The sequence below is a fragment of the Pararhodobacter marinus genome (assembly GCF_003122215.1).
Classification (GTDB): Bacteria; Pseudomonadota; Alphaproteobacteria; order Rhodobacterales; family Rhodobacteraceae; genus Pararhodobacter; species Pararhodobacter marinus.
Window position 1 is genome coordinate 192,043 of the sequence record NZ_QEYD01000007.1, and the last position, 24,407, is coordinate 216,449.

Annotated in this window: 22 protein-coding genes; 17 read left to right on the top strand and 5 right to left on the bottom strand. The window is 67.6% G+C overall.

Going from position 1 to position 24,407, the window contains the following annotated elements:
• The first annotated feature begins 79 nt into the window (after positions 1 to 79).
• Together C4N9_RS13105 and C4N9_RS13110 are read left to right on the top strand one after the other, a co-directional pair.
• Positions 80 to 991 (top strand): lysophospholipid acyltransferase family protein, encoded by a 912-nt coding sequence (locus C4N9_RS13105; protein WP_109533781.1) that lies wholly within the window; start codon positions 80 to 82, stop codon positions 989 to 991.
• Between the two features lie 78 nt (positions 992 to 1,069).
• The gene (locus tag C4N9_RS13110; protein ID WP_109533782.1) at positions 1,070 to 2,023 is read left to right on the top strand and encodes a lysophospholipid acyltransferase family protein; all 954 of its coding nucleotides are present in this window, start codon (positions 1,070 to 1,072) and stop codon (positions 2,021 to 2,023) included.
• A gap of 1 nt (position 2,024) precedes the next feature.
• Here C4N9_RS13110 and C4N9_RS22265 read toward each other — a convergent pair whose 3' ends face one another.
• Positions 2,025 to 3,128, bottom strand: coding sequence for a DUF1223 domain-containing protein (locus tag C4N9_RS22265; RefSeq protein ID WP_245902547.1), 1,104 nt, complete (start codon positions 3,126 to 3,128; stop codon positions 2,025 to 2,027).
• 342 nt (positions 3,129 to 3,470) lie between these two features.
• On the opposite strand from C4N9_RS22265, the gene acnA reads away from it, so the two are divergent.
• From acnA to C4N9_RS13140, 5 genes are all read left to right on the top strand, one after another.
• Positions 3,471 to 6,221 (top strand): aconitate hydratase AcnA, encoded by a 2,751-nt coding sequence (gene acnA / locus C4N9_RS13120; protein ID WP_109533783.1) that lies wholly within the window; start codon positions 3,471 to 3,473, stop codon positions 6,219 to 6,221.
• Between the two features lie 520 nt (positions 6,222 to 6,741).
• Positions 6,742 to 7,074 carry a preprotein translocase subunit YajC gene (gene yajC / locus C4N9_RS13125; protein ID WP_109533784.1) on the top strand — a complete coding sequence of 111 codons (333 nt, stop codon included), beginning with the start codon at positions 6,742 to 6,744 and terminating at the stop codon, positions 7,072 to 7,074.
• 125 nt (positions 7,075 to 7,199) lie between these two features.
• Positions 7,200 to 8,864: a protein translocase subunit SecD gene (gene secD / locus C4N9_RS13130; RefSeq protein WP_109533785.1), complete on the top strand. Its 1,665-nt coding sequence runs from the start codon at positions 7,200 to 7,202 to the stop codon at positions 8,862 to 8,864.
• Positions 8,865 to 8,876: 12 nt separating this feature from the next.
• Entirely contained in the window at positions 8,877 to 9,845 is a 969-nt protein-coding gene (gene secF, locus C4N9_RS13135; RefSeq protein ID WP_109533786.1) for a protein translocase subunit SecF, read from the top strand.
• A 28-nt stretch (positions 9,846 to 9,873) separates the two neighbouring features.
• Positions 9,874 to 10,230 (top strand): Mth938-like domain-containing protein, encoded by a 357-nt coding sequence (locus C4N9_RS13140; RefSeq protein ID WP_109533787.1) that lies wholly within the window; start codon positions 9,874 to 9,876, stop codon positions 10,228 to 10,230.
• 8 nt (positions 10,231 to 10,238) lie between these two features.
• On the opposite strand, the gene ygfZ is transcribed toward C4N9_RS13140, so the two are convergent.
• Complete coding sequence (gene ygfZ / locus C4N9_RS13145; RefSeq protein WP_109533788.1) at positions 10,239 to 11,045, bottom strand: CAF17-like 4Fe-4S cluster assembly/insertion protein YgfZ; 807 nt, start codon at positions 11,043 to 11,045, stop codon at positions 10,239 to 10,241.
• A 64-nt stretch (positions 11,046 to 11,109) separates the two neighbouring features.
• Positions 11,110 to 11,796, bottom strand: coding sequence for a fused DSP-PTPase phosphatase/NAD kinase-like protein (locus tag C4N9_RS13150; RefSeq protein WP_109533789.1), 687 nt, complete (start codon positions 11,794 to 11,796; stop codon positions 11,110 to 11,112).
• A 113-nt stretch (positions 11,797 to 11,909) separates the two neighbouring features.
• Between C4N9_RS13150 and C4N9_RS13155 the strand changes: the two genes are divergently transcribed.
• The 6 genes from C4N9_RS13155 (at position 11,910) to C4N9_RS13180 (ending at position 18,409) form a co-directional block, all read left to right on the top strand.
• Positions 11,910 to 13,139, top strand: coding sequence for a pyridoxal-phosphate-dependent aminotransferase family protein (locus tag C4N9_RS13155; RefSeq protein ID WP_109533790.1), 1,230 nt, complete (start codon positions 11,910 to 11,912; stop codon positions 13,137 to 13,139).
• A gap of 49 nt (positions 13,140 to 13,188) precedes the next feature.
• Positions 13,189 to 13,914: a DUF3592 domain-containing protein gene (locus C4N9_RS13160; RefSeq protein ID WP_109533791.1), complete on the top strand. Its 726-nt coding sequence runs from the start codon at positions 13,189 to 13,191 to the stop codon at positions 13,912 to 13,914.
• Between the two features lie 112 nt (positions 13,915 to 14,026).
• Positions 14,027 to 16,318, top strand: coding sequence for a xanthine dehydrogenase family protein molybdopterin-binding subunit (locus tag C4N9_RS13165; RefSeq protein ID WP_109533792.1), 2,292 nt, complete (start codon positions 14,027 to 14,029; stop codon positions 16,316 to 16,318).
• Positions 16,315 to 17,442, top strand: coding sequence for a pyridoxal phosphate-dependent aminotransferase (locus C4N9_RS13170; protein WP_109533793.1), 1,128 nt, complete (start codon positions 16,315 to 16,317; stop codon positions 17,440 to 17,442). Before C4N9_RS13165 ends, C4N9_RS13170 begins: the two co-directional genes overlap by 4 nt.
• A gap of 61 nt (positions 17,443 to 17,503) precedes the next feature.
• Positions 17,504 to 17,824 carry a DUF305 domain-containing protein gene (locus C4N9_RS13175; RefSeq protein ID WP_109533794.1) on the top strand — a complete coding sequence of 107 codons (321 nt, stop codon included), beginning with the start codon at positions 17,504 to 17,506 and terminating at the stop codon, positions 17,822 to 17,824.
• Between the two features lie 99 nt (positions 17,825 to 17,923).
• Positions 17,924 to 18,409 carry a PaaI family thioesterase gene (locus C4N9_RS13180; protein WP_109533795.1) on the top strand — a complete coding sequence of 162 codons (486 nt, stop codon included), beginning with the start codon at positions 17,924 to 17,926 and terminating at the stop codon, positions 18,407 to 18,409.
• 125 nt (positions 18,410 to 18,534) lie between these two features.
• Here the strand turns inward: C4N9_RS13180 and C4N9_RS13185 are convergent, their stop codons facing one another.
• On the bottom strand, positions 18,535 to 19,128 hold the full coding sequence (locus tag C4N9_RS13185; protein ID WP_109533796.1) for an SAM-dependent methyltransferase: 594 nt from the start codon (positions 19,126 to 19,128) through the stop codon (positions 18,535 to 18,537).
• A gap of 48 nt (positions 19,129 to 19,176) precedes the next feature.
• Positions 19,177 to 21,363, bottom strand: a complete 2,187-nt coding sequence (locus tag C4N9_RS13190; RefSeq protein WP_109533872.1) for a primosomal protein N' — start codon at positions 21,361 to 21,363, stop codon at positions 19,177 to 19,179.
• Positions 21,364 to 21,464: 101 nt separating this feature from the next.
• Between C4N9_RS13190 and fsa the strand changes: the two genes are divergently transcribed.
• The 4 genes from fsa to rpiB all read left to right on the top strand — a co-directional run bounded on the left by fsa (position 21,465) and on the right by rpiB (position 24,341).
• On the top strand, positions 21,465 to 22,118 hold the full coding sequence (gene fsa / locus C4N9_RS13195) for a fructose-6-phosphate aldolase (RefSeq protein WP_109533797.1): 654 nt from the start codon (positions 21,465 to 21,467) through the stop codon (positions 22,116 to 22,118).
• 42 nt (positions 22,119 to 22,160) lie between these two features.
• The gene (locus tag C4N9_RS13200) at positions 22,161 to 22,877 is read left to right on the top strand and encodes a DUF484 family protein (RefSeq protein WP_245902549.1); all 717 of its coding nucleotides are present in this window, start codon (positions 22,161 to 22,163) and stop codon (positions 22,875 to 22,877) included.
• Positions 22,874 to 23,833, top strand: coding sequence for a tyrosine recombinase XerC (locus C4N9_RS13205; protein ID WP_245902550.1), 960 nt, complete (start codon positions 22,874 to 22,876; stop codon positions 23,831 to 23,833). The genes C4N9_RS13200 and C4N9_RS13205 overlap by 4 nt, the downstream gene beginning before the upstream one ends.
• Before the next feature lie 64 nt (positions 23,834 to 23,897).
• Positions 23,898 to 24,341, top strand: coding sequence for a ribose 5-phosphate isomerase B (gene rpiB / locus C4N9_RS13210; RefSeq protein ID WP_109533798.1), 444 nt, complete (start codon positions 23,898 to 23,900; stop codon positions 24,339 to 24,341).
• Positions 24,342 to 24,407: the final 66 nt, after the last annotated feature.

Consider the following 24,407-nt stretch of genomic DNA (forward strand, 5'->3'; position numbering starts at 1 on the left):
GCCCGCAAGGACACCGAGACGCCCGCGACCGCTCCGGCCCCCGGAGCGGTCGCTTTCATTCCAGGACCCGGTTTTCCGCATGACGGCCGATACCCCGCCGCCTCCGCTCGCCGACGATCCCGAGACCGCGCCCGCCCGGCCCGAAACGCTGCGCGACCGGCTCACCATGCTTGTCGTGCTGGCGCTTCTGCGCCTGCCCTTCCGCCCGCGCGTGGCGCTCGCCGGCGCGGTGGGGACGCTGATCGGGCGGGTGACCGCTTTGGGCAGCCGGGTGGCGAAAGGCGTGCGCCATTTCCGCCCCGATCTCCCCGAGGCGGAAATCCGCCGTATCGCCCGCGCCGTGCCCGGCAACCTCGCCCGGCTCATCGTCGAGGTGCTCTCGCCGCGCGACCTGACGCGACTCGGTGCCTCGGTGCCGCAGGGCGGCCCGGGTCTCGCCGCGCTCGACGAGGCCCATGCCGCCGGGCGCCCGGTGATCATGGTCTCGGCCCATTTCGGCAATTACGAACTCGCCCGCTACGCGCTGATCCATCGCGGCTACCAGATGGGCGGCTATTTCAAGGAACTGGGCAGCCCCGCGCTCAATCGCCACTATGTCGAGGCGATGGCCGTTTCGGGTCACCCGATGTTCCCCGATACCGGCGAAGGCCTGCGCGCGCTGGTGCGGTTCCTGCGCAAGGGCGGGATGCTGGGCATCCTGATCGATCTCGACCGCCCCAACGGCACGATGCTCGATTTCCTCGGCCAGCCCACGCGCACCGTCACCTCGATCGCCGAAATGGCCCTGCGCTACGACGCGCTGCTGATTCCCGTCTGGGGCATCCGCACGTCCGAAGCCCCCTTCTTCCGGGTCGAGGCCGATCTGCCGATCCCGCATTCCGACCCGGAAACCATGACGCAGGCGCTCAACGACGCCTTCGGCGCGCAGGTTCGGAAGTATCCCGAGCAATGGGTCTGGTGGCACAACCGGCGCAAGAAGTCGCATCCCTGAGCCACTGCCCGCCACGGCATCGACCGTCCCGCACCCGGCCAGTGGACAGCCCCCGGCGCCGGGACTAGAACCCTGCCCATGGCACGCGCGACCACAGAATCCCGGACCCGCCTTTCGTTCCGCCACCGGATCGAGGACCGCGCCAGCGCGGCCGTGGTCGGGGCCGCGAAGCTTCTGCCCTATGAACGCCGGGTGCCCGCGATGGGGTGGTTTGCCCGCACGATCCTGGGTCCCCTGGCGCTCAACCGCCGGACCCGCGCCAATCTCAAGCACGTCTATCCCGACATGCCGCCGGCGGAAATCCGGCGGATCTGCCGCGATGTGGCCGACAATTTCGGCCGCTCGCTCATCGAGATCAATTCAGGCCGCGAATTTGCCGAGCGGGTGACGCACCTCACCCCGACCGGCCCCGGCCTGATGGCGCTGGAACGGGCCCATGCCGAGGGACGCCCGGTGATCCTCGTCTCGGCGCATTTCGGCAATTACGATGCCTGGCGCGCCAATCTCAGCCAGCGCGGCTTCCGGGTGGGCGGGCTCTACATGCCGATGACCAACCCGGCCACCAATCGCCGCTACGTCGCCACGATCGAAAGCATCGCCAGCCCGCTTTTCCCGCGCGGGGCCGAGGGCATGGCCGACATGATCCGCTTCCTGAAATCGGGCGGAATGCTGGGGCTTCTGGGCGATCACTACATGGCCAATGGCGAGCTGATCGATTTCCTTGGCAAACCCGCCCGGACCGCGACCTCGGCGGCGAAAATGGCGATGAAGTACAAGGCGCTTCTGGTGCCGCTCTATGCCACGCGCAGTCCCGACGGGCTGAGCTTCACCATCGAGATCGAGGCGCCGATCCCGCATACCGACCCGCTGACGATGACCAGGGCGCTCAACGACAGCGCCTCGGCCCGCGTGCGCGCGCATCCCGGGCAGTGGTTCTGGCTGCACCGGCGGTGGAAGCGCGCCGAACCCGATCTGCGCGGCGATCAACGCGGCGACAAGTCCCCGTCGAATTCGCCGACGGAAACCGCCTAAGTCAGCGCAGCCGCGCTGCGGCGACGATCTCGCCCTGCCCGGCTTCCTGGATGATCACCACCGCAGGCTCGTCGCCCGGAAGATCGACGGTAAAACGCAGCGGCGTCATCATGTCCCAGCTGCCCAGAGGCTCCCAGCTGGTGACGATGTTGGCATAGCGCATCGTCCGACCGGCATTCTCTCCGGCATGGATATCGACCGTCTCGACCGGCCGGTAACGGATCAGCTGCAACAGGAACGGCCCGGTCCCGGCGCGGGTGATGCCGGTGCTGGCGCGGGGCGTCTCGGACTGCGGCGCCGCTGCAGCCGCGCTCGCCGCGCTTTCCGGCGCGGCGCCGGCGGCATCCGCCGCGACCTCGCCCGCGGTGTCATCCGCGCTTTCGGCGCGGTCAGCCTGCGCCCGGCGCGACATCGACAGCGTGCCCACCACCGAGTTCGTGGCCATTCCGCTGATGGCCGAACGGCGCGAGGCCATGGCGATCTGCGGTGCGGCGTTCTCGGTCGGCTCGGCGCGGATCTCCAGCGCCCCGTCGTTCCGGACCAATTCCAGCTCGACCTCGGCCATGCGCTCGCGCTGGGTGGCGATGGTATCCATCACCTCCATCACCCGGAACCCTTCGAGGATCTGCAACCCGTTGATCACCACCTGTGGCGTATAGATCGTCGAATGCCCGTAACGGCGCGCATAGCGCTGCTGGCGTTCGGTATTGTCACGGCTGGCGAAGGTATCGGTCCAGCCGATGTAATCCCAGTAATCGACATGCAGCGCCAGCGCGATCACGTCCTCGCGCGAGGCGAGGTCGAGCATCATCTCGTCGGCGGGCGGGCACGAGGCACAGCCCTGCGCGGTGTAAAGCTCCAGCAGAACGGGATGATCCACCGCGCCCGCAGGTTCTTCACGGCCAGGCTGAGCGCCAGACTGATCCCCGGCCTGACCGGGTGCCTGGGCCTGCATTTGCGCCTGCGCGCCCGCCGGCACCACCGAAGCGATCGTCAGGCCAAGCACGACAGCGGCGGACAATCCCGCAAGCCGAATCCCCTCGCCGAGGGCACTCGAAAACTTTCGCGCCGCGATGCGATCGTGCATCCGAGCGTTCAGCGACATGCGCTTCTCCTGAAAACCTTGCCGTTACTGAACCGGCAAATGTCCTTTCGTGCAAGCGGGGGCAAGCCGTCTTGCGCCCTCAAACACCACCTTGTGACAGCTCGGCAACGGCGCGTGAGGCGGCGGAAAGTTCCGAAGGCCAGATCGACACAAAGCGCGCGGTCAGCCTCTCCCTGCCCGGTTTCCGGGCGGATCGGCGCGAAGCGGCCCATCCCTGCCCGATGCCCAAGAGTTTTTGTGCACAATGGTATACAAAATCGCCGCCTCCCCCTTGATCGGTGAGGCCATATGAGGCATGAGCATCCCAGCCAAACCCCTCTTATTCCGAAGGGAGCCCCCTCCATGACAGTGAATGTCGGTAAAGATACCGCCAAGACGCGCAAGACGCTGACCGTCGACGGCCAGCAGGTTGCCTATTACTCGATCCCCGCCGCGCAGGATGCGGGTCTCGGTGACTTCTCGAAACTGCCCGCCTCGCTGAAGGTCGTGCTCGAGAACATGCTGCGCTTCGAAGATGGCGGCTTCACCGTCTCGGTCGACGACATCAAGGCGTTCGGCGAATGGGCGGAAAAGGGCGGCAAGAACCCGCGCGAGATCGCCTATCGTCCGGCCCGCGTGCTGATGCAGGACTTCACCGGCGTTCCCGCCGTGGTCGACCTTGCGGCGATGCGCGACGGCATCAAGGGGCTGGGCGGCGACGCGCAGAAGATCAACCCGCTGGTGCCCGTCGACCTGGTGATCGACCACTCGGTGATGATCGACGAATTCGGCAACCCGCGCGCCTTCCAGCGCAATGTCGAGCTGGAATACCAGCGCAACATGGAGCGCTACCAGTTCCTGAAATGGGGCCAGACCGCGTTTGAAAACTTCCGCGTCGTGCCCCCGGGCACCGGCATCTGCCACCAAGTGAACCTCGAATACCTCGCGCAGACGGTCTGGACCGACAACGATCAGAACGGCACCGAAATCGCCTATCCCGACACGCTCGTCGGCACCGACAGCCACACCACCATGGTGAACGGCGCCGCCGTTCTGGGCTGGGGCGTGGGCGGCATCGAGGCCGAGGCCGCGATGCTGGGTCAGCCGATCTCGATGCTGATCCCCGAAGTCGTGGGCTTCAAACTGACCGGCAAGATGGTCGAAGGCACCACCGGCACCGACCTCGTGCTGAAGGTCGTGCAGATGCTGCGCAAGCACGGCGTCGTCGGCAAATTCGTCGAATTCTACGGCGACGGCCTCGACAACCTGCCGCTGGCTCAGCGCGCGACGATCGCCAACATGGCGCCCGAATACGGCGCGACCTGCGGCTTCTTCCCGATCGACGACGAAACCCTGCGCTACCTGCGCAACACCGGCCGCGACGAGGCCCGCGTCAAGCTGGTCGAAGCCTATGCCAAGGAAAACGGCTTCTGGCGCGGCGCGGATTATGCGCCGGTCTACACCTCGACGCTGGAACTCGACATGGGCGACATCGTGCCCGCGATCTCGGGCCCCAAACGCCCGCAGGATTACGTCGCGCTGACCGCCTCGGCCGAGTCGTTCGAGAAAGTCGTCGCCGATTACCGCGGCATCGACATGTCGGCGGATGCCAAGGACATGGCGGCCGAAGGTCCGGTCGCGACCAAGCCCGTCACCATCGGCAAGACCGCCAAGGTCGAGGGCGAGGATTACGAGATCCGCGACGGCTCGGTCGTGATCGCCTCGATCACGTCCTGCACCAACACCTCGAACCCCTATGTGCTGATCGGCGCGGGCCTCGTGGCGCGCAAGGCGCGCGAACTGGGCCTCAACCGCAAGCCGTGGGTGAAAACCTCGCTCGCGCCGGGCTCGCAGGTCGTTCAGGAATACCTGGAGGCCGCCGGCCTGCAGGAAGACCTGGACGCCGTGGGCTTCAACATCGTGGGCTTCGGCTGCACCACCTGCATCGGCAATTCGGGCCCGCTGCAGCCGGAAATCTCGAAGGCGATCAACGATAACGATCTGATCGCGACCTCGGTGCTCTCGGGCAACCGCAACTTCGAAGGCCGGATCTCGCCCGATGTGCGCGCCAACTACCTCGCCTCGCCGCCGCTCGTGGTGGCCTATGCGCTGGCCGGCGACATGAATATCGACCTGACCACCGAGCCGCTGGCGCAGACGCCCGACGGCAAGGACGTCTACCTGAAAGACATCTGGCCCTCGGATGCCGAGATCGCCGAACTGGTCGACCGCGTGGTCACCCGCGAAGCCTTCCAGTCGAAATACGCCGATGTCTTCAAGGGCGACGAGCGCTGGCAGGCGGTCGAGGTCTCGGGCGGCGAAACCTATGACTGGCCGCCGCAATCGACCTATATCCAGAACCCGCCCTACTTCCAGGGCATGGGCAAGGAAAAGGGCCATATCGCGCCGATCACCGGCGCCCGCGTGCTTGCGCTGCTGGGCGACATGATCACCACGGACCACATCTCGCCCGCGGGTTCGTTCAAGCCGACGACTCCGGCCGGCCAGTACCTGACCGACCGGCAGGTCGCGCCCAAGGACTTCAACAGCTACGGCTCGCGCCGCGGCAACCACGAAGTCATGATGCGCGGCACCTTCGCCAATATCCGCATCCGCAACGAGATGCTGGAAGGCGTCGAGGGCGGCTATACCAAGGGGCCGGACGGCGCGCAGACCTCGATCTACGACGCGGCCATGGCGTACCAGGAAGCGGGCACGCCGCTGGTGATCTTCGGCGGCATCGAATACGGCGCCGGCTCGTCGCGCGACTGGGCGGCGAAGGGCACCAACCTGCTGGGCGTCAAGGCGGTCATCGCCGAAAGCTTCGAGCGCATCCACCGCTCGAACCTCGTCGGCATGGGCGTGATCCCGTTCGAGTTCACGAATGGCGACACGCGCAAGACGCTGGGCCTGACCGGCGACGAGACGGTGTCGATCGACGGGCTGTCGGACGACATCAAGCCACTCTCGACCGTGCCCTGCACGATCACCTTCAAGGACGGCTCGACCAAGACCATCGATCTGAAATGCCGGATCGATACCGAGATCGAAGTCGATTACGTCAAGCATGGCGGCGTGCTGCACTACGTGCTGCGCGACCTTGCCGCGCGCTGACAGCGCGGACAGCGTTTGGAAAGGCCCCGCCCCCGCGGGGCCTTTTCGCATTCCCGGGCGCCCGGCAACGAAACGGGTGAGCAGTTTCGCCCTCGCCCGGCACGCCTCCGGCGCGCAGGTCTCGCGCGACCGGGCGCGGCGCTGCGCGCCGCGCGTTCAGGGGGCTGTCTGCCCCCTCGCCGCTGCGCGGCTCACCCCCGAGGATATTTTTCGAACAAAGATGCGGGGAAGGCCAAACGGGACGGCATCTTTGTTCCGGAACTATCCACCGTGGGGGTCCGGGGGAGGGGCGTGCCCCTTCCCTGGGCGGGCGCGGGCGGCAGCCCGCCGGGATGGCGGGGGCTCGATGCCCCCGCCATCCCGCCCCGCTTTTCCCGCGGGTTCTTCGGCCCCGCTACACAGCCGCGTCATGCGCTCTCTCGTCCCACCCCTCTCGCTTGAACTCGCACCGGCCCGCATATAGGGTGCGCGCGACTTCTGCCGGGGGTGTCCCGGCCCCCTGTCCATCCCGAGGAGCCCAATGTTCATCACCCCCGCTTACGCCCAGGCCGCAGATGCCGCCGGCGGCGCAGCCCTTCTGCAGAATCTCGTCCCCTTTGTCCTGATTTTCGGGATCATGTGGCTGCTGCTGATCCGTCCCCAGCAGAAGAAGATGAAGGAACACCGCAACATGGTCGCCGCGCTGCGTCGCGGGGACCAGGTGGTGACCGCGGGCGGCCTGATCGGCAAGGTGTCGAAGGTCAAGGAAGACGGCGAAGTCGAGGTCGAGATCGCCGAGGGCGTGAAGGTCCGCGTCGTGCGTTCGACGATCACCAGCGTCCTGTCGAAGACCGAACCCGCGACCACCGAGTAACCCGTCATGGCCGATGCCGCGCCCTGGGGTGCGGCATCGGTCGTTTCCGGCCCTGCCCGCGCGCGCGCCGCATGTTTCAGGCCAGCCGCCCGGGTCCTGCCCGTCTTTAGCCCCAAGGCCCGACCATGCTGCAACTCTCCCTGTGGAAGCGCGCGCTCATCGTGCTGATCTGTCTCGGCGCCGTCGTCTTCGCGGCGCCCAACCTGTTCTATGACAGGGTCGAGCGTCACAACGACGCCCTTGCCAGCATCGAGGCGGGCCAGTCCACGCCCGAGATCGAGGCCGACCGCGCGCTCTGGCCCGACTGGCTGCCCTCGGACCTGATCAATCTGGGCCTCGACCTGCGCGGCGGCGCGCATCTTCTGGCAGAGGTGCATGTCACCGATGTCTATGCCGACCGGATCGATGCGCTCTGGCCCGAGGTCCGCGACCTTCTGCGGCAGGAACGCGCGACCCTGGGCGGCGTGCGGCGGATGCCCTCGGACGATCCGGGCGTGCTGCGCGTGACCATTGCCAATACCGACCAGCTGCCACAGGCGCTGACGCTGGTGCGCCAGCTGTCGCAGCCGATGCAGACGCTGACCGGCATCGGCCAGCAGGATCTCGACATCCATACGGAGGGCAACGAGATCGTCGTCTCGCTGTCCGAGGCCGAGCGCCTTGCCACCGATGACCGGACGATGCGCCAGTCGCTGGAAATCATCCGCCGCCGCGTCGACGAAGTCGGCACGCGCGAGCCCACCATCCTGCGCCAGGGCGCCGACCGGATCCTGATCCAGGTGCCCGGAATCGGGTCGGCCGACGAGCTGAAAGCGCTGATCGGCACCACCGCGCGGCTGACCTTCCACCCCGTCGTGGGCACCGCCGGCTCCGCCGATGCCGCCAGCGATCCGCGCCAGCTGGTTTATCCGGACATGGAAAATCCGGACCTCTATTACATCCTCGAACCCACGCCCGTGGTGAATGGCGAGCAGCTGACCGACGCGCAGCCGACCTTCGACCAGAACGGACGTCCGGCGGTGAGCTTCCGCTTCAACCCTGCGGGCGCGCGGGCCTTCGGGCTCTACACCGCCGAGAATATCGGCAGCCCCTTCGCCATCGTGCTCGACGGCGAGGTTGTCTCGGCCCCGGTCATCCAGAGCGCCATTCCCGGCGGCTCGGGCATCATCACCGGCCGCTTCACGGTCGAGGAATCGACTCAGCTTGCCGTGCTTTTGCGCGCGGGCGCCCTGCCCGCCGAGATGACCTTCCTCGAAGAGCGCACGATCGGCCCGGAACTGGGTCAGGACAGCGTCGATGCGGGCAAGATCGCGGCCGTGGTCGCGATGGTGCTGGTGCTGCTCTACATGGGTCTCAGCTACGGGCTGTTCGGCTGGATCGCCAATATCGCGCTGATCCTCAACGTGGCGCTGATCTTCGCCCTTCTGTCGCTCATCGGCGCCACGCTGACCCTGCCCGGGATCGGCGGCATCGTGCTGACGATCGGCATGGCGGTCGACGCCAACGTGCTGATCTTCGAGCGGATCCGCGAGGAGATGCGCACCGCGCGCGGCCCGGCCCGCGCCATCGAGCTGGGCTACGAGAAAGCCATGTCCGCCATTCTCGACGCCAACATCACCACCCTCATCACCGCCGCGATCCTGTTCGCGCTGGGCTCGGGCCCGGTGCGGGGCTTCTCGATCACGCTGGGGCTGGGGATCATCACCTCGGTCTTCTCGGCGCTGTTCGTCACGCGCCTGATCGTCGTGTGGTGGTTCGAACGCCGCCGTCCGAAGACGCTGGCCCTGTAAGGAGCGACTATCATGTACCGCCTGAAACTCGTTCCCGACGATACCGACATCAACTTCATGGGGCCGTGGAAATACACCTTCGGCCTGTCGATGATCCTGATCGTCGCCTCGATCACCGTCTTCTTCACCATCGGTCTGAATTTCGGCATCGACTTCCGGGGCGGCACCTCGATCCGGACCGAGGCAACGCAGCCGGTCGATATCGGCGCCTACCGCGACGCCATCGCTCCGCTCGAACTGGGCGACGTGGCGATCACCGAGGTCTTCGACCCGACCTATGGCCCGGACGAGAACGTCGCCACGGTGCGCATCCAGGCGCAGGGCGACGAGGAATCGGTCTCGCCCGAAATCCTGTCGCAGGTCGAAGAGGCTCTGCAGGGCTATGACGAGACGCTGCAATTCACCTCGGTGGAATCGGTCGGCCCCAAGGTCTCGGGCGAGCTGGTCCGCGATGCGATGATCGCCGTTCTGGCCGCTCTGGGCGCGGTGCTGGTCTATATCTGGCTGCGCTTCGAATGGCAGTTCGCGCTGGGTGCGGTCGCCGCACTGGTGCACGACATCATCCTGACCATCGGGGTTTTCGTCGTGCTGCAGCTCAAGTTCGACCTGGCCATCATCGCGGCGCTGCTGACCATCGTGGGCTATTCGCTGAACGATACCGTGGTCGTGTTCGACCGGATGCGCGAGAACCTCATCAAGTTCAAACAGCGCGAGATCATCGACGTGATGAACCTGTCGCTGAACGAAACGCTCACCCGGACCCTGATGACCTCGTTCACGACGCTGATCGCGCTGATTTCGCTGTTCATGCTGGGCGGCGACGTGATCCGGGGCTTCGTCTTCGCGATGATCTGGGGCGTCTTCGTCGGTACCTGGTCGTCGGTCTACGTCGCTGCGGTCGTCGTGAAGCGGCTGGGGGTCAAGCGCGACTGGGGCAAGGGCGGCGACAAGGCCGGCACCCAGTTCGGCACCTCGGCCTGATCGGCCCAAGGCAAACGGGAGGAGCGACATGCGTCTGAACGAAATGGATTTCGGCAATGCCCGCCCCGTGGAGGGATACGGCGCCGATTTCTTCCGTCTGGACGGTGTCGCCCATCCCGCGCCCGTGGCCTTCGCGCCCGGCCATGTCATCGCTTGGGGCGGCTTCGACGATACCGCCGCGCTTCTGCCCCTTGCGGGCGAGATCGACGTCCTGTTCGTGGGAACCGGCGGCGATATCGCCCACCTGCCCTCTGACTTCCGGAAAACGCTGGAAGAGGCGGGCCTCGCGGTCGAGCCGATGGCCTCGCCCGCGGCCTGCCGCACCTATAACGTGTTGCTCTCCGAGGGGCGGCGCGTTGCCGTGGCGCTCCTGCCGGTGGGCTGAGGCGCCTTTCAGCCCTCCGGGCTGTCCAGCACCCGGACCGCGACACCCTGCGCGCTGAGCGGGCCGTCGATCCGGTCCAGCCGCATCAGCGCCAGCCCCTCGCCCCCTGCCTGCGTCCAGACCGTCCCGGCCTCGCGTCCGTCCTCCATCACCACAGCCGTGCCCGGCGCCACCGGCGTCTCCAGCGCCACGCGCACCAGCCCGCGCCGCAGGCTGGTCTTGTGGTGCATCCGCGCGGTGACTTCCTGACCGACATAGCAGCCCTTGCGGAAATCCACCCCGCCCAGCCGCTCGAAGCCCAGCTCAAGGATGAAACTGTCGCCCGGCACCAGTTCGAACCCGGTTTCCGGGATCCGGTGCGCGATGCGGATCGCATCCCAGTCGGGCGCCTCGCCCTGGCTCAGCGCGGCGCCATACAGCCGCCAGCCCAGCGCCGGATCGCGCGGTTCCGGCAGCGCGCCCTCGGGCATCGGACCAAGTCCCCGCGTCACCGGCAGATCGCTCCGTTCTATCGTCACTTTCGAGCGCAGCTTGAACATCGTCAGACGCTTGGCCAGCTCGTCGGCCAGATCCTCGGCCACGTCCAGCAACACGTCCTCGTCGCGCGGGACGACAAGGAAATCCGCGATCAGCTTGCCCTGCGGCGTCAGCAGCGCGGCATAGCCGATCCCCGCGCGGGTGATCCGGCCCATATCCTGCGTGATCATGCCCTGCAGGAACTTGACGCGGTCCACGCCGTCGACGCGCAGGATCGCGCGCCCCTCGGCCGGGGCGCAACGGGTATCGGGGGGAAGGTTGGGGTCTGTCTGGCTCATGGGGCGGATATAGGCGCGCAGGGCCGGCTTGACAGCCCCGCGCGCCGATTGCGTGCAAGCGGAGTCATCGCGCCCCGGCCAGCCAGTGCTGGAAATCGCGCGTCACGGCATCGGGCGAATAGCGGTTGGCCACCCAACTGCGAAAGCTCAGCCCCTCGGCGGCGCCGTCGCGCGCGTAGCTGCGCAGGATCTGCCCCTGAACACCGCGGCGGCAGCGCGGGAAATGGCCGTAGCGCGGCGAAAGCTGACGCATTGCCGCCTCGACACTGTCCCCTTCGCGCAAGAGCCGCCACAAGGCCGCGACGAAACCCGTCCGGTCGGCGCCCGATTTGCAATGCAGCAAAAGCGGCGGTTGCAGCCGCTGGATCAGGTCCACCAGGTCAAGCAGGGTTTCCCGGCTTGGCGCCCGCTTCGCGGTCAGCCGGATATGCACCAGGTCCAGCCCGAGCCCGCGACAGCATTCATCCTCAAGCAGACGATACCCCCGGTTGCTGGCACCGCGCAGATTGACGATGGTGGTGATTCCCGCAGCGCGCATCCTGGCAAGATCCGCCTCTGCCGGCTGGTTCGAGCGCCAGATGCCCGGCGCGATCTCGAAACGGTTTTTCCACACCAAACGCGCCAGACCGTGATCGAAGATCAACAGGTACAATCTGGCGAGGGTTCGCGCCGTTTGCGGGCTTACATCGCCGTCGCAAACGTCCAGCGCCCAATCCCCCATCACCGGGCGCCCTGCCTTGCTGTTTTCCATCGCCCCCCCGACTTCCGGCCCGCTACACACATCCGGGCCGGTTCACTCCAGTCTTGCGGCGTTGACCGTGTGAGCCGCCGCCACTAACGATACAGGCTCAAGGAGACACTCACATGAACCTTTCCAACGGCCGTCAGTACCTTGCCATTCCCGGTCCCTCGGTGATGCCCGATCGCGTTCTCGCCGCGATGCACCGGGCCGCACCCAATATCTACGAAGGCGATCTCGTCGACATGGTCGCGGGTCTGCGCAAGGATCTGAAGGCCGTGGCCTGCACGTCGCAAAACCTTGCCATCTACATTGGCAACGGCCACGCGACCTGGGAAGCGACAAATACGAATGTGTTCAACCGTGGTGACACGGCTGTCATTCTGGCCACAGGTCGCTTCGGTCATGGCTGGGCCGAGAATGCGCGCCAGCTGGGAATCAACACCGTCGTCACCGATTTCGGCAAGGCCTCGCCCATCGACCTGGAGCGGGCCGAGGCGGCGCTGCGCGCGAATCCTGACGCCAAGGCGGTGATGGTCACGCATGTCGACACCGCCACCAGCGCCCGCAACGACGTGGCGGCGGTGCGCAGGCTGATGGACGATCTGGGCCACCCGGGTCTGCTGATGGTCGATTGCATCGCCAGCCTCGCCTGCGACGAATTCCGCATGGACGCCTGGGGCGCCGACGTGATGATCGCCGCCAGCCAGAAGGGCCTGATGACGCCGCCGGGGCTGGGTTTCGTGTTTTTCTCGGAACGCGCGCGCGAACGCTCGAAAGCCTCGGACATGCGCACGCCCTACTGGGACTGGACACCCCGCAACGAGGCGACGTGGTTCTATGAGAACTGGTACGGCACCGCGCCCACCCATCACCTGTTCGGCCTGCGCGAAGCGGTGACGATGATCCACGAGGAAGGGCTGGAAAATGTCTGGGCGCGCCACGATGCACTGGCCCACGCCGTCTGGGCCGCCGCCGAGGCCTGGGGCAAGGACGGCGCGTTCCGGCTCAACATCACCAACCCCGACCAGCGCGGACGCTCGGTCACGGCGGCGCGGCTGTCGGGCAACGACGGCACCCGCCTGCGCCGCTGGACCGAGTTCGAGGCCGGCGTCACGCTGGGGATCGGGCTGGGCATGGCCGAGCCGGGCGATCCGGCGGGCGACGCCTATTTCCGCATCGCGCATATGGGCCATGTCAACGCGCCGATGACGCTGGGGGCACTGGCGACGATGGATGCCGGCATGAAGGCGCTCGGCATCCCGCATGGCTCGGGCGCGCTCGACGCCGCGGCGCAGGCGCTGGCGAGCGCACAGAGCGCCGGACAAAGCGCGCCGCGCCCGGTGGCGGTGTAACCGCCCGTCACACCAAACGACCGGCAAACCCGCTGGCCCGGAGCCTTGCATGAGTGACCCGAACCCCGCCACGCAGCCCCGCCCCGACATGTCCCGCCGCACCTATACGCGGCATGACAGCTTCGTCGCGGTGGTGCTGTTCGGCATTCTGGGCATTGCCGGGCTGTTATGGTCGGGCTGGTACACGCTCGAAGACCAGCTGATCGCCGGCGACGGGGTCTTGACCACGGCCACCGTCACCGACCGCCAGATCGAGCGGCTGCGCAGCTATAACGGCACGACCAGCCGCCGCTACCTGGTGACCGTGTCCTATACCGACAGCGACGGAACGCCGCATGAACAGGTCTTTTCGGTCACCTCGGATTACTACCTGGGCGAGGGCAACGCCGACAGCGTGGCCCTGCGATATTCCCGTACCGCGCCCGATATCGCGCAGATCGAGCCCGCGCAGGACCGCCGCCGCGCCTTTATCGCCGGGGCGGGCGGGCTGATCTGCGCGCTTGTGGCGCTGATCTGCCTGCTGCTCATCCGGCGTGAGCTGGCTTCGCAGCGCCGCGCGGTCCGGGACGGCCCGCGCCAGCTGGCCCGCGTCACCCAGCGGCTGAGCCATGGCCGCAAGGCGCTGGACCAGTGGCGCATCCGCTGGGAAACCGAAGACGGGCTGACCGGCCTCAGCCGTGGCCATCCCGGCGCCGAAGCCCCCGAGCCCGGCACGATCGTGGCCATCTACCGCGACCCCGTGACCGGCAAGGGCTGGTGGCACGGCGATTACTGAGCGCGCGCTGCGCCTCGTCTTCTTGCCCCTTGCGGCCTGCTGCCTTGCTCCCCGGCCCCTTGCCCTCGCCCCGAAGGTTTGTATCCTCGCGCCGCGAACGACGGGGGACACCATGCGCGCATTCGGACAATCACAGGGCGTGAGCCGCCGCGAGGACCTGCGCTTCCTGACCGGCAACGGGCGCTATCTCGACGACATCCTGCCCGAGGGCTGCCTGCATGTGGCTTTCCTGCGCGCGCCCGTGGCGCATGCGGTGATCACCGGGCTCGACACGTCGGACGCGGCCGCGATGCCCGGCGTCCATGCCGTCCTGACGGCCGAAGACCTGAAAGCGGCGGGAGTCACTGCCGGCCTCTGGGCGGTTCTGACCAACGACCGGCTGGGCCGCAAGGGCAAGGCCACGCACCGTCCGGTGTTGGCCGATGGCGTCATCCGCCATGTGGGCGAACCCATCGCCATCGTCGTGGCCGACACCCGCGCCCTGGCGCAGGACGCGGTCGAGGCGATCATGCTCGATTTCGACGAACGGCCCGCGCATCTCGACCTCGCCCCCGGCGGCGCGACGGTGCATGACAGCGTGCCCGACAACCTGCCAGTGGAATTCCACCTGGGCGATACCGAAGCGGTCGAGGCCGCCTTCGCCAAAGCCGCCCATACCACCCGCCTGACCGTGCGCCAGAACCGCGTCACCACCGTCAGCATGGAGCCCCGCGCGGCGCTGGCGGAATGGGACGGCAAGCGGCTGCATTTCGCCTTCAACGGTCAGGGTGTGTGGAACCACAAGCGGGAACTGGCCCGCGTCCTGAATCTCGACCCCGAACAGGTCCGCGCCACGACCCCCGACGTGGGCGGCGGTTTCGGCATGAAGACCATGCAATACCCCGAGCAATACGCGACCGCGCAGGCGGCGATCACGTTGGGCAAGCCGGTCGCGTGGATCTCGGACCGATCCGAGGCGATGCTGGCCGATAACGGCGCGCGCGATCTGGAAAGCACGGCGGAACTGGCCTTCGACGCCGATCACCGGATCCTCGCCTACCGGGTCGAGACCCGCTCGAATATCGGCGCCTACAATTCGCAGTTCGGTCAGATGATTCAGGCCGAGCTGTTCTCTAAGGTGTTCACCGGCGTCTACGACATCCCCTGCGCCACGCTCGACGTGCAGGGGATCTACACCAACACCACGCCCGTCGACGCCTATCGCGGCGCGGGCCGCCCCGAGGCGATCACGCTGCTTGAGCGCACAATGGACATGGCCGCGCGCGAGCTGGGCCTCTCGCCCTTCGAGCTGCGCGCGAAGAACTTCATTGCCCCCGACGCCTTCCCCTATACCACGCCCGGCGAGATGACCTATGACGTGGGCTCGTTCGCCCGCGTCCAGGCCCGCGCGCAGGAGCTGGGCGATGTCGCGGGCTTTCCCGCCCGGCGCGCCGAGAGCGAGGGCAAGGGCCTGCTGCGCGGGATGGGCTTTGCCTATTACATCGAATCCATTCTGGGCGAGGACAGCGAAGGCGCGGCCATCGAATTCACCGACACGGGCGGCGTGAAGCTCTATGTCGGCACCCAGTCGAACGGACAGGGCCACGAAACCGTCTATGCCCAATATCTTGCCGATATTTCCGGCCTGCCCTTCGACGCGATCGAGGTCGTGCAGGGCGACAGCGACCTGATCGGACGCGGCGGCGGGACGGGCGGCTCACGCTCGGTCACCGTGCAGACCACCGCCACCCACGGCACCGCCGAGGCGATGGTCGAGGCCTTCGCCGCCTTTCTGGAGGACGAGATCGAGGCCGCTCCCTTCACCTTCGAGGACGGCATCTTCTCGGCCCCCGGCTCGAACCGCAGGCTCACGCTGATGGAAGCGGCCGAGCTGGCGCGCGCCAAGGGCCGCAGCGACCTTCTGCGGCATGAAAAACGCACAAAACTGCCCGGCCGGTCGTTCCCCAACGGCGCGCATCTGTGCGAGGTCGAGATCGACCCCGAAACCGGCGCGATGCGGCTCGACCGCTATCTTGCGGTGGACGATCTGGGCGTGCTGATGCATCCCCAGCTGGCCGAGGGTCAGGTCCATGGCGGCGTGGTGCAGGGCTTCGGTCAGGCCGCGTCCGAGGACATCCGCTTCGATGCCGACGGCCAGCTTCTGACCGGCTCGCTCATGGATTACGCGGTGCCGCGCGCGACGGATGTGCCCAATATCCGCTTCGTCAGCGACCCCACGCCGTCGAAAAACAACCCCATCGGCATGAAAGGCTGCGGCGAGGCGGGCACCGTGGGGGCGCTTGCGGCCGTCTCGAACGCCGCGCTCGACGCGCTGTGGTCGCGCGGCGTACGCCATGTCGACATGCCGCTCACGCCGCTCCGCATCTGGAGCTGGCTCAACGACGCCAAGGACAAACCCGCATGAGCCCGCGCTACACCGCCCTCGTCGCCAGCCTGCCCGCCACCGTGCCCTTCGTCGGCCCCGAAACCGCCGAACGCGAGCGCGGCGCGCCCTTCATCGCCCGGCTTGGCGCGAATGAGAACGGCTTCGGCCCCTCGCCCCGCGTCATCGAGGCGATGCGGCAGGCGGCGGGCGAACAGTGGAAATACGGCGACGCGCAAAGCCACGACCTGAAGCAGGCCCTTGCGCAGAAGCACGGCGTCAGCCCTGACAACATTATCATCGGCGAAGGCATCGACGGGTTGCTCGGGTATCTCGTGCGGCTTGTGGTCGAACCCGGCGACGCGGTCGTGACCTCCGAAGGCGCCTATCCCACCTTCAACTACCATGTCGCGGGTTTCGGCGGCGTGTTGCACAAGGTGCCCTACCGGGATGACCACGAAGACCCCGCAGCGCTGATGGACAAGGCGCGTGAGATGCAGGCGAAACTTGTCTACCTCGCCAATCCAGACAACCCGATGGGCACATGGCACGACGCGGCGACGCTGGAAGCCGCGCTCGAGCGGGTGCCCGAGGGCACGCTTTTCGTGCTCGACGAAGCCTATGTCGACTTCGCGCCCGACGGCACCGCGCCCAGGATCGACGCGCGGGACGAGCGCGTGATCCGCTTCCGGACCTTTTCCAAAGCCTATGGGCTGGCGGGCGCGCGGGTTGGATACGCGATCGCCGCGAAGGGGCTGGTCGCGGCCTTCGACAAGGTGCGCAACCATTTCGGCATGAACCGCGCGGCGCAGATCGGCGCGCTGGCCGCGCTGGAGGACGCGGCCTACCTGCAGGACATCACGAACAAGGTGGCGGCGGCACGCGACCGCATCGCACGGATCGCTGCCGATAACGGGCTGAGCGCCCTGCCCTCGGCCACCAATTTCGTCACCATCGATTGCGGCGCCGACGGCGATTTCGCGCGGCGGGTGCTGGCCGAGACCGTGAAACGCGGGGTCTTCATCCGCATGCCCTTCGTCGCACCGCAAGACCGCTGCATCCGCGTCAGCACCGGCCCCGAGGCCGAGCTCGACGCCTTCGCCCGCGTGTTGCCCGAAGCGCTGGCCGCCGCGCGGGCGCCTGGGCAGGTCGGAACCGGCGGTTGAGGGAACCCGCGCGCCCGGTGCGCCGTTCTGTCCCCAAGCCGCCCGATATGCCGGAGATCCCATGCGTCGCTGCCTGATCGCCCTGTTGCTGACCCTGTGCCCGACGCTTTTGCCGGCACAGAGCCTGCCCGATACGCCCTCGGCCCGGGCCTTTGCCGAACTCGACATCCAGACGCGGATGCTGGATGTGCCGCTGACCGGGGATGCCGATATCGATTTCGTGCGCCATATGATTCCCCAGCACCAGCGCGCCATCGAGATGGCTGAACTGGTGCTGGAGCACGGCCACAACCCCGAGGTCCGCGCCATGGCCGAAGCGGTGATCGAGACACGGCGTCCGCAGCTCGACGCGATGCTGGTCTGGCTTGCCCGGTTCGAATGAGCGGGCGCGGGCGGTGACGTTGCGTCTCCTGCGCCCAAGCGCACTGGTCGCCGGACGCAGCGCTGCCTAGCCTTTCCCGGACCGCAGAAGGAACGCAGGATGCCAGATCCCTTTTTCGCCACCCGCCCCGAGGAGATGCCCAGCCGCGACGCGGTCGCGCAGCTGACCGGGCTTGAATACATGCAGGCGATCTTCGACGGCCGCATGGCTGGCGCGCCGATCGCGGGCGTCATGCACTTCTGGCCGCACGAGGTCAGCGAGGGCGAGGTCGCCTTTCGCGGCGAGCCGAAATTCGAACATCTGAACCCGATGGGCGGGCTGCATGGCGGCTGGTACGGCACGCTTCTGGACAGCGCGCTGGGCTGTGCGGTAGCCACCACCCTGCCGCGCGGCGCGGGCTACACGACGCTCGAATACAAGGTGAACCTGACGCGCGCGCTGAAACCCGGCACGCTGGTCGAATGCCGCGCGCGGGTGCAGCATGCCGGGCGCTCGACCGCGGTGGCCGAGGGCACGATCCGGGGCGTCGAGGACGGCAAGCTGTACGCCACCGGCTCGACCACCTGCATCATCCTGCGCGGATAACGGGCAGGCGGGGGGCCAGCCCCCCGCACCCCCCGCCGGGGCGGGGGCACGCCCCCTCCCCGGACCCCTCCGGTGAGTATTTGTGGCAAAGTGAAGGGGCGGGTTTCGCGTCAGGCTTTTTTGCGTCAGGCCTTGGTGGCGACGAAGTCAAGAAGCGCCGAGCGCCCGGAATGGCCGCGTCCCTCCTGCACGTCGCGCTCATAGGCGGCGAGGCGGTCGATGCGGAAACCGGGGAAAGCCGCGCGCAGCATGTCGGGCGTCCACATCTGCGCCGGATCCGATGGCCCGCCGGTGCCGAGTGCCACCTGTTCGGGCAGGTAGCCGTGCAGCACCAGCCGTCCGCCCGGCGCCACTGCGCGCGCGAGATCGGCAAAGCGCGCGGGGCGTTCATCCGGGGTGATGAACTGGATGAAGATCCCCATCACCAGATCGTATTGCGCCGACCAGTCCCAGCCCGCCCAGTCCGAGACCCGCGTATCGAGCGCGACGCCCGCTTTCGAGGCCAGCGCACGGGCACGTTCCACCGCCGTGGGCGACAGGTCGAAGGCCGTGACCTGCATTCCCCGGCGCGCCAGTTCCACCGAATTGCGCCCCTCGCCATCGGCCACGCTGAGCGCGCGCTGGCCCGGCCGGGTCAGCCACGGGTTCTCGGTCAGGAACCGCGCGGGTTCGGTGCCGAAGAGGTAATCCCCTTCTTTGCGATAGCGGTCTTCCCACATGGTCGTCTCCGTTCTGCCATGCCCTGACATAAGCCCCCGGGCGCGCGCTCACCAGAAATTCTGCGGATCGATATCGACGGCGAGCCGTGTATCGCCCGGTGGTTTGATCCCTGCAAGCCATTGCCGGATCGCCGCTTGCAGCGGCGCGCCCTTGGCCGCCTTGATCAGAAGCCGCACGCGGTGGCGCCCGCGCACGCGCGCGATCGGCGCGGGCGCGGGGCCGAAGATCTGCGCGCCGATGGCCAGCAGCGGGTCGGCGTTCATCGCCAGGTGGTTGCCCAGATCGAAGGCCTGTTCCAGCGACGAAGACGAGAGGATGATCCCCGCGAGCCGTCCATAGGGCGGCATGCCCAGCGCCTCACGCTCGGCCGCCTCGGCGCGCCAGAAGCCTTCGTCATCGCCGCTGAGAATGGCCTGGATCACCGGGTGATCGGGCTGGTGGGTCTGCAACAGCGCCAGCCCCGGCTTGTCATGCCGCCCGGCGCGCCCGGCGACCTGACGGATCAGCTGAAACGTACGTTCCGCCGCGCGCAGATCGCCGCCATGCAGGCCCAGATCGGCGTCGATCACGCCCACGAGCGTCAGCAGCGGAAAGTTATGCCCCTTGGCCACCAGCTGGGTGCCGATGACGATATCCGCCTCGCCCCCGGCGATGGCCGCGATCTGCTCCTTCAGCGCCCGGGCCGAGCCGAACAGGTCCGAGGACAGAACCGCCACGCGGGCCTCGGGCCATGTCGCGCGCGTCTCTTCTTCCAGCCGCTCGACGCCCGGGCCGATCGGATGCATCGAGCCTTCGGTCTTGCAGTCCGGGCAGGCCGTCGGGATGGGCGCGGTGGCACCGCATTGGTGGCACATCAGGCGGTTGAGAAACCGGTGCTCGACCATCCTTGCATCGCATTGCGAACAGGCGATCTGGTGGCCGCAGGCGCGGCATGTGGTCACCGGCGCATAGCCCCGGCGGTTGAGGAAAAGCAGCGATTGCTCTTTGTTCGCCAGCCGCTCATCCACCGCGGCTTTCAGGCCCTCGGAGATCCAGCGCCCATGCGGCAGTTTCTGCCCGCGCAGATCCAGCGCGCGCATCTCGGGCAGTTCGGCCACCCCGAACCGCGCGTGCAGATCGAGCCGATGGTATTTGCCGCTTTGCGCATTGGCCCAGCTTTCCAGCGATGGCGTGGCCGAGGCCAGCACCACCTGCGCCTGCGCCAGCGAGGCGCGCAGCACGGCCATGTCGCGGGCGTTGTAAAGCACCCCTTCGTCCTGCTTGTACGAGCCGTCATGTTCCTCGTCGATGACGATGAGGCCAAGGTCGCGATAGGGCAGGAACAGCGCCGAACGCGCCCCCACCACAAGCTGCACGCGCCCCTCGCCCGCCATCCGCCACAGCCGCCGGCGCTCGGTCATCGTGGCGCCCGAATGCCATTCGCCGGGACGCTGGCCGAAGCGGGCCTCGACCCGTTCGAGGAACCCCTCGGTCAGGCCGATCTCGGGCAACAGGACCAGCGCTTGCCGCCCCTTGCGCAGGCATTCGGCCACCGCTTCGAGATAGACCTCGGTCTTGCCCGAGCCGGTGACGCCCTTGAGCAGCGTCACCCCGAAGGCATCGGCGCGGGATTTCAAGACCTCGGCGGCGGCGGCCTGATCGTCGGACAGGGTCTTGCTTGGCAGGGAGGGGTCGAGCAGCGGATAGGGCTGATCCTTGGGCGCCTCGGCTTCGATCAGCGCGCCCTGCGCGGCCATCGTGTGCACGACCGAACCGGTGACATCGGCGGCGCGCGTGATCTCGCCCACCGTGAGCGCGGCGCCGCCATAGCCTTCGAACACGTCGAGCACGCGCTTGCGGGCCTCGGTCAGGCGGGCGGGCGGCTCGCCGGGGCGATAGACGCGGATCATCTGCGGCCCCGAGAACAGTCCCGGCGCGCGGGTCGCCAGAAACAGCATCAGCGACAGCGGCGTCAGCGTGTAATCGGCGGCCCGCACGAGGAACTCGCGCAGTTCGTCGCGCATCGGCGGCACGTCCAGAACGCGGGTGATCGGGCGCAACTTCTCGACCGGAAAATCGCCCTCGGCCTCGCCCCAGACGCAGCCCAGAACCTTGCGCGGACCCAGCGGCACCTCGACGAAATCGCCCAGCCGGGCGCCCCCCTCGGGCGCGCGGTAATCGAGGAACCGGTCCAGCGGTTGCGCGGTCAGCACGGCGACGGGCTGACCAGGCGCGAAGGATGTTACCGCGAACACGGACACGGGCAAAAGACCTTTCAGGCGGGCTTGCGATACGATATGACGCCCCCGAACCCTTACTGCAACCGCCCACCCTTCTGCCAAGGACTGAGAGAGCGATGAAATTCTTTGTCGATACCGCTGACGTCGCGGCCATCCGCGAACTGCACGAACTGGGCATGGTCGACGGCGTGACCACCAATCCGTCGCTGATCCTGAAATCGGGTCGCAACATTCTGGAAGTCACGAAAGAGATCTGCTCGATCGTCGACGGTCCGGTCTCGGCCGAGGTCGTGGCGCTGGAAGCCGAGGCGATGATCGCCGAGGGCCTGAAACTGGCCGAGATCGCGCCCAATATCGCCATCAAGCTGCCGCTGACCTGGGACGGGCTGAAGGCCTGCAAGCACCTCACCGACAAGGGCCACATGGTCAATGTCACGCTGTGCTTCTCGGCCAATCAGGCGCTTCTGGCGGCCAAGGCGGGCGCGACCTTCATCTCGCCCTTCATCGGGCGCTTGGACGATATCAACCTCGACGGGATGGAGCTGATCCGCGACATCCGCGAGATCTACGACAATTACGATTTCAAGACGCAGATCCTGTCGGCCTCGGTCCGCACGGTGAACCATGTGCGCGAAGCCGCGCTGGCCGGTTCGGACGTGATGACCGCCCCGCCCGAGGTGATCCGGAAGCTGGCCCAGCACCCGCTGACCGATGCAGGTCTGGCACAGTTCATGAAGGACTGGGAAAAAACGGGTCAGAAAATCATCTGATCTGGTGTAGCATCGCTGCAAAGATACAAGATCGGGGCAGACATGGCAGCTACGGGACCGGCCGAAGACACCGGCATGCAGGAGGAATGGCGCGCCCGCGTGCTCGCCGATCCCGGCCTGGTGCTCGATGATTCCGAGCTCATGCGCGCACTGGTTCTGACCTCGGAACGCGCCATGGGCGGCAATGTCGTCGATCTGCGCAGCATGGCCATGGAACGGCTCGAGTCGCGTCTTGCGCGGCTCGAGGAAACGCATCGTGCGGTCATCGCCGCCGCGTATGAAAACCTGTCCTCGACCAACCAGATCCACCGCGCGCTGTTGCGGCTGCTCGATGCCGAACGGTTCGAGGATTTCGTCATGGATCTGGGCGGTTCGGTCGCCGAGATCCTGGGCGTCGACGCGATCCGGCTGGTGCTGGAAAGCGCCGAGCCGGGCGGCGGTCTGGGCAAGCTCGACGCGATCCTGCGCGTCCGCAAGCCCGGCTATGCCGAGCATTACATGCGCGCCGGGCGCCCCGCCCCCGCGCGTCCCATCGTGCTGCGCCAGGGTGTCCCGCCCTCGTCCGGCCCCTACGGCGAAGTTGCCGCCGATCTGCGCTCCGAGGCGCTGATGCGGCTGGATCTGGGCCGGGGCCGTCTGCCCGGTATGCTGGCGATGGGCTCGGAAGACCCGCATCGCTTCAAGCCCGGACAGGGCACCGATCTTCTGGCCTTTTTCACCGGCACGTTCGAGCGCGTCCTCAGGCGCTGGCTGTCGTGACGCGCGCGCTGTCGGGGGCGATCTCTCCGGCGCTGCGCGACGCGCTGGAGCAATGGCTCACCCAGCTTGCGGCGCTCGACGATGCGTCCGATCACACGATCGACGCCTACCGCGCCGACGTGGCCGAATTTCTCGATTTCCTCGCCCGGCATCATGGCGGCGCCGCCGGGATGGCTCAGCTCCGCGCGGTCGAAACCCGCGACCTGCGCAGCTGGATGGCCCATGCGCGCGCCCATGACCGGGGCGCGCGTTCGCTTGCGCGCGCCTTGTCGGCGCTCAAGGGCTTCGCGCGCTGGCTGTCCGACCGGCACGAGGATTTCGATGCCACCGCCATCCTGTCCGCGCGCGCGCCGCGCCACCAGCGGCCCCTGCCCCGCCCGCTGGACGAAGACGCCGCCCGCGCCGTGACCCAATCGATCAGCGACGACAAGTCCGAGGCCTGGATCCGCGCCCGCGACACTGCCGTCGCCACCCTGCTCTATGGTTGCGGCCTGCGGATCTCCGAGGCGCTGGGTCTCACCGGGCGCGATGCCGCCATCGCCGAGACGCCGGGCGCCAGCCTGCGCATCTTGGGCAAGGGCGGCAAGGAGCGGCTGGTGCCGGTAATCCCCGCAGCCGCGCAGGCCGTGGCACGCTATACAGGGCTCTGCCCCTACCCGATCGACCCCGACGCACCGCTCTTTCGCGGGATGCGCGGCGGGCCGCTGAACCCGCGCCTCATCACCCGCGCGATGGAGGGCGTGCGCCTGCGGCTGGGGCTGCCCGCCAGCGCGACGCCGCATGCCCTGCGCCATTCCTTCGCCACGCATCTGCTCAGCCGGGGCGGCGATCTGCGCGCGATTCAGGAGCTTCTGGGCCACGCCAACCTGTCCACCACGCAGATCTATACCGGCGTCGATACCGCGCGCCTGATGGAAGCCTATAACGCCGCCCATCCCCGCGCGCGCAAAGGCTGAGTGGCACGCCCCGCGCAAACAGGCTAAGGGAAGCGCGACTCGCCTCCCAGCCACGGATCCTGCCATGACCAAGCGCATCGTTCTTTCCAGCGACCACGCCGCCATCGAGCTGCGGCAGACCATCGCCCGCCACGTCACCGCGCTGGGATACGAGGCGGTCGATATCGGCCCGACCAGCCCGGAAAGCACCCATTACCCGCTGCACGGACAGGCCGCCGCCGAGCGCGTCGCTTCGGGCGATTGCGCGCTGGGGATCATCCTGTGCGGCACCGGGCAAGGCATCATGATGGCTGCCAACAAGGTCCCCGGCATCCGCTGCGGCGTCTGTTCGGACACGTTCTCGGCCAAGATGATCCGCCAGCATAACGACGCCCAGATCCTGTCCATCGGCGCCCGCGTCGTGGGCGAAGGGCTGGCGCTGGAAATCGTCGAGGCCTTCCTCGGCGCCGAGTTCGAAGGCGGTCGCCACGCCACCCGCGTGGCGATGATCGAGAAAACCGACGCCTGAGCCCTCGCTACGCGCCGCTGTCGGAAATCTTCAAGACCGCCCGCCTCGCCGGCTCTAGGGATGCGC

What these genes read in the sequence shown, in the direction of transcription:
- C4N9_RS13105 (WP_109533781.1), top strand. Translation starts at nt 80, where the DNA reads ATGACGGCCGATACCCCGCCGCCTCCGCTCGCCGACGATCCCGAGACC.
- C4N9_RS13110 (WP_109533782.1), top strand. Translation starts at nt 1,070, where the DNA reads ATGGCACGCGCGACCACAGAATCCCGGACCCGCCTTTCGTTCCGCCAC.
- C4N9_RS22265 (WP_245902547.1), bottom strand. Translation starts at nt 3,128, where the DNA reads ATGTCGCTGAACGCTCGGATGCACGATCGCATCGCGGCGCGAAAGTTT.
- acnA (WP_109533783.1), top strand. Translation starts at nt 3,471, where the DNA reads ATGACAGTGAATGTCGGTAAAGATACCGCCAAGACGCGCAAGACGCTG.
- yajC (WP_109533784.1), top strand. Translation starts at nt 6,742, where the DNA reads ATGTTCATCACCCCCGCTTACGCCCAGGCCGCAGATGCCGCCGGCGGC.
- secD (WP_109533785.1), top strand. Translation starts at nt 7,200, where the DNA reads ATGCTGCAACTCTCCCTGTGGAAGCGCGCGCTCATCGTGCTGATCTGT.
- secF (WP_109533786.1), top strand. Translation starts at nt 8,877, where the DNA reads ATGTACCGCCTGAAACTCGTTCCCGACGATACCGACATCAACTTCATG.
- C4N9_RS13140 (WP_109533787.1), top strand. Translation starts at nt 9,874, where the DNA reads ATGCGTCTGAACGAAATGGATTTCGGCAATGCCCGCCCCGTGGAGGGA.
- ygfZ (WP_109533788.1), bottom strand. Translation starts at nt 11,045, where the DNA reads ATGAGCCAGACAGACCCCAACCTTCCCCCCGATACCCGTTGCGCCCCG.
- C4N9_RS13150 (WP_109533789.1), bottom strand. Translation starts at nt 11,796, where the DNA reads ATGGAAAACAGCAAGGCAGGGCGCCCGGTGATGGGGGATTGGGCGCTG.
- C4N9_RS13155 (WP_109533790.1), top strand. Translation starts at nt 11,910, where the DNA reads ATGAACCTTTCCAACGGCCGTCAGTACCTTGCCATTCCCGGTCCCTCG.
- C4N9_RS13160 (WP_109533791.1), top strand. Translation starts at nt 13,189, where the DNA reads ATGAGTGACCCGAACCCCGCCACGCAGCCCCGCCCCGACATGTCCCGC.
- C4N9_RS13165 (WP_109533792.1), top strand. Translation starts at nt 14,027, where the DNA reads ATGCGCGCATTCGGACAATCACAGGGCGTGAGCCGCCGCGAGGACCTG.
- C4N9_RS13170 (WP_109533793.1), top strand. Translation starts at nt 16,315, where the DNA reads ATGAGCCCGCGCTACACCGCCCTCGTCGCCAGCCTGCCCGCCACCGTG.
- C4N9_RS13175 (WP_109533794.1), top strand. Translation starts at nt 17,504, where the DNA reads ATGCGTCGCTGCCTGATCGCCCTGTTGCTGACCCTGTGCCCGACGCTT.
- C4N9_RS13180 (WP_109533795.1), top strand. Translation starts at nt 17,924, where the DNA reads ATGCCAGATCCCTTTTTCGCCACCCGCCCCGAGGAGATGCCCAGCCGC.
- C4N9_RS13185 (WP_109533796.1), bottom strand. Translation starts at nt 19,128, where the DNA reads ATGTGGGAAGACCGCTATCGCAAAGAAGGGGATTACCTCTTCGGCACC.
- fsa (WP_109533797.1), top strand. Translation starts at nt 21,465, where the DNA reads ATGAAATTCTTTGTCGATACCGCTGACGTCGCGGCCATCCGCGAACTG.
- C4N9_RS13200 (WP_245902549.1), top strand. Translation starts at nt 22,161, where the DNA reads ATGGCAGCTACGGGACCGGCCGAAGACACCGGCATGCAGGAGGAATGG.
- rpiB (WP_109533798.1), top strand. Translation starts at nt 23,898, where the DNA reads ATGACCAAGCGCATCGTTCTTTCCAGCGACCACGCCGCCATCGAGCTG.